The 6,146-nt window shown below is 73.5% G+C and carries 4 protein-coding genes and 1 pseudogene; 3 read left to right on the top strand and 2 right to left on the bottom strand.

Annotated features, from left to right (window positions below; translation table 11 throughout):
- Positions 1 to 447: 447 nt before the first annotated feature.
- Positions 448 to 1,122: a bifunctional DNA primase/polymerase gene (locus ACFXB5_RS10985; protein ID WP_385205282.1), complete on the bottom strand. Its 675-nt coding sequence runs from the start codon at positions 1,120 to 1,122 to the stop codon at positions 448 to 450.
- A 581-nt stretch (positions 1,123 to 1,703) separates the two neighbouring features.
- On the opposite strand from ACFXB5_RS10985, the gene ACFXB5_RS10980 reads away from it, so the two are divergent.
- Complete coding sequence (locus ACFXB5_RS10980; RefSeq protein ID WP_385205279.1) at positions 1,704 to 3,350, top strand: GAF domain-containing SpoIIE family protein phosphatase; 1,647 nt, start codon at positions 1,704 to 1,706, stop codon at positions 3,348 to 3,350.
- A gap of 145 nt (positions 3,351 to 3,495) precedes the next feature.
- Entirely contained in the window at positions 3,496 to 4,992 is a 1,497-nt protein-coding gene (locus ACFXB5_RS10975) for an aminopeptidase P family protein (protein WP_385205275.1), read from the top strand.
- Between the two features lie 75 nt (positions 4,993 to 5,067).
- Here the strand turns inward: ACFXB5_RS10975 and ACFXB5_RS10970 are convergent, their stop codons facing one another.
- A complete protein-coding gene (locus ACFXB5_RS10970; RefSeq protein ID WP_385205272.1) occupies positions 5,068 to 5,655 on the bottom strand; it encodes a carboxymuconolactone decarboxylase family protein in 588 nt (195 codons plus the stop codon).
- A gap of 47 nt (positions 5,656 to 5,702) precedes the next feature.
- On the opposite strand from ACFXB5_RS10970, the pseudogene ACFXB5_RS10965 reads away from it, so the two are divergent.
- A pseudogene (locus tag ACFXB5_RS10965) lies at positions 5,703 to 6,035 on the top strand (GntR family transcriptional regulator); the annotation flags it as partial.
- Between the last annotated feature and the right edge of the window lie 111 nt (positions 6,036 to 6,146).

Genomic DNA, 6,146 nt, shown 5'->3' with positions numbered 1-6,146 from the left:
CTCACAGAGACAGACTCCCACAGACCCAGACTGGCCACTCTCCTCCCCGCCCGCGCGCGAGCCCCCCCCCCCCCGCCCGCCCCCCCCCCCCGCTTCCATGTCCGCGTCCGGACGGCGGCGCGGGACGGTGGGGCAGGTACGGACCAACTGCCTCCGGCAGCGCGGAAGTTGCTCCCGGGGCCCGGTGAGGGAGTCGCTCCAGGGCCCGTGAGGGAGTCGCTCCGGGGCCCGGAGTGCACGGCGGGACCCACGGTGCGCGGCACTGGCTCGCGCGGGAAGCCGCTCAGCGCCCTGTGCCCACGAAAAACGCCGTCCCCCGGAGCCAGGACGGGCCCGGAGCCCAGGAAGTCGCCTCCCCGGCCTCCGGGCCCTCATACGCCCGCGAGCGTCGCGCTCAGCGGTCCGCCGCGCTCAGCGGCCCCCGAACCCCCGCACCCGGGGCCCACCTCAGTAGGCGAGCCGACTGCCTCCGTCGGGCGCGCTGGTGCTGGCCTCGACCAAGGCGTTCACCACCGTGGCCACCTCGGGCAGCCAGGGTCGCCCGGAGCGGCGCAGCGGCTGCCGCTCCCAGCGCACCCGCCCGGAGCCGGTCTGCGACGGCGGCAACACCACATAGCCGCCCTCGCCGTGGAACCGCAGCGAGCTGGGCACCCACTCCTGCTGGCTCAGCAGCTCGCCGAGGTCTTCGAGGGAGTACGGCTCCACCAGCAGCGACCAGCGGGTGGGCGTGGCGACCACCGGGCCGAGCCGTACGCCCACCCGGTCGAAGACCGCCAGCGCCCGCGCCCCGGCGACCGCGGGCAGGCTCACCGCGCAGGGCGCGTGGCCGCCCGTGGCCAGCAGGAGGGGCGCGGAGGGCCGGTTGCCCCACCACCAGCGCACCATGCGCTCGTCCGCGGTGGCGGCGAGGAGAACAGGGTCGAACGGATGTCCACCCGGAACCGCACATTCCGGGTCGGGGCAGCCGCACACTCGCGGCCGTCCGCCGCCGGACCGGAGTCCGACACCAGGGACCACGGGCCACTGCCACTCGGTGGCGCAGGTGAGCGCCGCACGCAGCAGCGGCGACCGCGCGCCGCGCCGCAGCGAGAACTTGCGTCGCCTTCCGAGGATCTCGCGCATGAGCGCTCGTTCCTTTCCGTTAACGCCGAGGGCTGTCCGTCGCACTACATCGCACTTCAGATGGCACTTCACTTGGACTTACGTGGCGCTGTCCGGCATCGTTCGGCCCGTCACAGCAGGTGGATCACAAGTCACTGCGCGTACAAGGCAGCGCATCACGCCGCGGGCCGAGCGTGGAACGTGGCGAGGGGTGGCGCGCGCATGGCGCTTGCCGTCCGGTTGGTGCCTTCCTCGCCACTCGGGGATGGGCGCGGCCGTTGTGGTCTATGACGCCTGGACCGGCCGCGGGGTTCCGGGGCGATCCGAACTGCCCCTGCCCCTTCTCCGATGTGTACCCGCCGCGGTGGAGACGACGCGCTGTCGAACGACGTCAGTCGACCTCGAAGGGACAGCCTAACGACTTTTTTTCGGCCAAGTTCAATTCCCCCCAGACACCAACAAGACCACCGGGACAATGCTGGACATCGCATCTGCGCTCCGTGTACATCTGGAGACAGTAGCGGCACAGTAGCGGCGCAGCACGACAGGGGGTTTGCGATGCTATTGAGCGAGCCGGACCCGGCGGGCGAAGGCAGCGGGCCATGAACTCGCCCCACGCGCCGAAAGTGGCTGGAATCGATCCTTCCCTTCCCTCGCCCACGCAAACTGCCGACCCCGTCACACCGCCCCTGGCGGCGCCCAACTCCGGTGTCCAGGACCGGCTCGCGGGCTGGGTCTCCGACCTCACCACCCTTCATGAGCTCACCGAGCGGCTGGTCCGGACCGACACCCTGGACGAGGCGCTGCGCGAACTGCTGCGCGCGGGCGCGTCCCTGGTCGGCGCCCGACGCGGACTGGTGGCGCTCGAACCGGCCGACGGGCTCGGCCCGGTGATCACCGTGGGGCTCGGTCTCGGCCACGCCGACCTCGGCCAGATCGAGACCATCCCGCGCGGCTCCGCCTCCGCCGGCCATCTCCTGGACGGGCTGCCCGAGCCGGGCGGCGAGCGGCGCGCCGATGTGACCCACCCCGATATCGCCAGTGAGGCCGACCTCGACCCGCGCCACCGCGAGGTGGCCGCGCGGCTCGGCTTCTCCGCGAGCTACGCCGTGCCGCTGGACCCGTTCCACGCCGCCCCCCGCACCACGCCCGGCCTTTCCGCCATTCCCGCGCCCGCCCCCGGCGCGGACGGGTCCGGCATCGGCACTGGCACCGGCACCGGCTCCCCGGCGGGCGCGGGCGACCACCCGGCCCCCGGCGTCCCCGGAACGACGAGCGTCACCGACGCCCCGCACGTCCCCGGCATCGGCCATGCCGGTGAATCGGCCGCCGCGCCTTCGCCCGGCCTTACGGCCGCCATGGGCGCCGGCGGCCCCTCCGGGCGGCTCGGCGCGGCCGCCTGGCTCTACGACGAGCCCGCCGAGCCCGCGGAGCGCCAGCGCCATCTCGTGGGCCTGTACTGCCAGTACGCCGCCGCCCACATCGCCCGGCTGATCGAGCTCTCCCGCGCCCGCGCCGCCGTCGCGACCGTCCAGGAGGAGCTGCTGCCCACCCGGCTGCCCCGCGTCCCCGGGGTGCGCCTGGCCGTCCGCCACCACCCCGGCCCGCGCGGCGGCGGGGACTGGTACGACGCGCTGCCGCTGCCCGACGGGGCGCTCGGGCTCTCGGTGGGCGGGGTCTCCGGCTCCGGTCCGAGCGCCGTGGTCGCGATGGGGCGGCTGCGGGCCTCGCTGCGGGCGTACGCGGTGATGGAGGGCGAGGACCCGGTCGCCGTGCTGTCCGACCTGGAGCTGCTGCTGCGGCTCACCGAGCCCGCCCGCTCCGCGACCGCCCTCTTCGCCTACTGCGAGCCCGGGACGCGCAAGGTGGTGCTGGCCGGTGCCGGGCACTGCCCACCGCTGCTCACCGGGGAGCGGCGCACCGAGTTCGTGGAGACCACCCTGTCCGCGCCGCTGGGGATGCTCTCCTGCTGGGAGGCGCCCAGCGTGGCGGTCGCACCGTCCTCCGGAGAGACCCTCCTCTTCTACAGCGACGGGCTGCTCCACCGCACCGGGGAGCCGATGGACCGGGCCTTCACCCGGCTGCACACGGCCGCTGCGAGCGCTCCCAAGGGCGTCCGCGGCGACCCGGACGCCTTCGCCGACCATGTGCTCCGTACGGTGCTCCCCGACGGTCCGGCGGCCTCCGTGGGGCGGCCCTCGGAGGACGGCACCGAGGACCTCGTCCTGCTCGTGGCGCACTTCGACTGACGCGGGGCCCACGCCGGACGCGGGGCCCACGTCGAGTGACGCGTGGCCCCCTTACGGGCGCGGCTCGAGCGGGACCACGGCCCCCGCTGGAGCCGTGGTCGCCCGGCGCCTCGAGCCCTCCCGGCCGTCAGGCCCCCCACATACGATGGGTGGGGTCCAGTTCGAGGAGGAAGACGTGACCGAGGAGCCCACCTCCGAAGCCCCGGAGACCCCGGAAGGCGAGGAGCCCATCAAGCAGCGGAAGAACGGCCTGTACCCAGGCGTTTCCGACGAGCTCGCCGCGAGCATGAAGTCCGGCTGGGCGGACACCGAGCAGCACGATCCGGAGCCCCTCGCACAGGCTCCGCAGACCGCCCGCCGCCGCGCCGCGCTCTCCGCGCGCTTCCCCGGCGATCGCCTGGTCGTCCCCGCGGGCAATCTCCGCACGCGCTCCAACGACACGGACTACAGCTTCCGCGCCTCGACCGAGTACGCGTACCTCACCGGCGACCAGACCGAGGACGGTGTGCTGGTGCTGGAGCCCGAGGCGGGCGGCGGCCACACCGCGACGCTGTATCTGCTGCCGCGCTCCGACCGGGAGAACGGCGAGTTCTGGCTGGACGGCCAGGGCGAGCTGTGGGTCGGCCGCCGGCTCAGCCTTACGGAGGCCGAGAAGCGGCTGGGCCTGCCCGCCAGGGACGTCCGCAAACTGGCCGACGAGCTCCGGGACGCCACCGGCCCGGTCCGTATCGTGCGCGGTCACGACGCCGGGCTGGAGGCCGCCCTGACCGACAAGGTCACCGGTGAGCGCGACGAGGAGCTGCGGGTCTTCCTCAGCGAGCAGCGCCTGGTCAAGGACGAGTTCGAGATCGGGCAGCTGCAGGCGGCGGTCGACTCGACGGTCCGCGGATTCGAGGATGTCGTCAAGGTTCTGGACAAGGCGCGGGCGACATCGGAGCGCTATATCGAAGGAACGTTCTTCCTTCGGGCCCGGGTCGAGGGCCACGATGTCGGCTACGGCACCATCGCCGCCGCGGGCCCGCACGCCACCACCCTGCACTGGGTGCGCAACGACGGCCCGGTCCGCTCCGGCGAGCTGCTCCTGCTGGACGCGGGCGTGGAGACCACCACCCTCTACACCGCCGACGTGACCCGCACCCTGCCGGTGAACGGCACCTACAGCCCGCTGCAGCGCAAGGTCTACGAGGCGGTCTACGAGGCGCAGGAGGCGGGCATCGCCGCGGTCCGGCCGGGCGCGAAGTACCGCGACTTCCACGACGCCGCCCAGCACGTCCTCGCCACCAGGCTCGTCGAGTGGGGCCTGGTCGAGGGCCCGGTGGAGCGGGTGCTGGAGCTGGGGCTGCAGCGCCGCTGGACGCTGCACGGCACCGGCCACATGCTCGGCATGGACGTCCACGACTGTGCCGCGGCCCGCACCGAGACCTATGTGGACGGCACCCTGGAGCCCGGTATGTGCCTGACGGTCGAGCCGGGGCTGTACTTCCAGCCCGACGACCTGACCGTGCCGGAGGAGTACCGGGGCATCGGCGTCCGGATCGAGGACGACATCCTGGTGACGGAGGACGGCAACCGCGTGCTGTCGGCCGCGCTGCCGCGGACCGCCGATGACGTCGAGGCGTGGATGGCCCGCCTCACCGGCTGAGACAGCCACACGGCGGCTCATCGCCTGATCGCGTGGGTCCCGTGGGGAGCGGCGGCGCCGCACCCCACGGTGCGCTCAGTTCCGCCCCGGCACCTTGCGGGTGGTCACCGCGATCCGGTTCCAGGAGTTGATCGTGAAGATGAGGGCGATGAGCTGAGCCAGCTCCCGCTCCTCGAAGTGCCGGGCGGCCCGCTCGTAGACCTCGTCCGGGACGCCGCCGGGCAGCAGCGTGACCGCCTCGGTGAGCGCCAGGGCGGCCTGCTCCTTCTCGGTGTAGAACCCGGCCTCCCCGGCCTCCTCCCAGACCCCCACCAGGGCGATGCGCTCCTTGCTCTCGCCCGCCTCATGGGCGTCGGTGGTGTGCATATGGAGGCAGTAGGCGCAGTGGTTGAGCTGGGAGGAGCGGATCTGCACCAGCTCCACCAGGGCCGGGTCCAGGCCCTCGCGGGCGGCCGCGTCCAGGCTGATCAGCGCCTTGAACGCCTTGGGGGCGGCCTTGGCGAAGTTGACCCGCCCGGTCGTCTGCCGCGCCGCCGTCGCGGTCTGTGCCGCCGTCGCGGTCTGTGCCGCCGTCGCGGTCTGTGCCGTCGCCTCTGCCGTCGTGGCCTCTGTCGCCGTGGCCGTCTGTGTCGTCGCCGTCTGTGTCGGTGTCGAAGTCGTCATGGGAATGAAATTAGGCCGCTAAGCGACCCTCTGTAGGGTGCATTTCCATGGCGGATTCATGGGTCAATTCGGCGGAGATCCTCGGCAGTGACCTCCATCTGGAGCTGACCCGCGCGGGCAGCCGCAGGACCGCCTTGATGGCCGCGCTGCGCGGGGCCATCCGCGACGGGCGGCTCGCCCCGGACACCCGGCTGCCGCCTTACCGTTCCCTCGCCGCCGACCTGGGCATCGCCCGGAACACGGTCGCCGACGCCTACACCGAGTTGGTCGCCGAGGGCTGGCTCACCGCCCGCCAGGGCTCCGGGACCCGGGTGGCGCCCCGTCCCGCGTCGCCCCCACCCCGGCGGCGCACGCCCGGCCGGGAGCGCGGCGGGCGGCCGTCCGGGGCGACCGGCGGCCCCCGCCGGCCCCGGCCCTGTCTCTTATACACAAAACCGAGCCCACGATACCATCTGGCATCTCGGTTTGGGGGGGGGGGGGGGTGAGTTGGG

The organism is Streptomyces sp. NPDC059455, from assembly GCF_042750115.1.
GTDB lineage: Bacteria > Actinomycetota > Actinomycetes > Streptomycetales > Streptomycetaceae > Streptomyces > Streptomyces endocoffeicus.
Note: the sequence above shows the minus strand (reverse complement) of the source record. Positions and strands in the feature narration are given on the sequence as shown.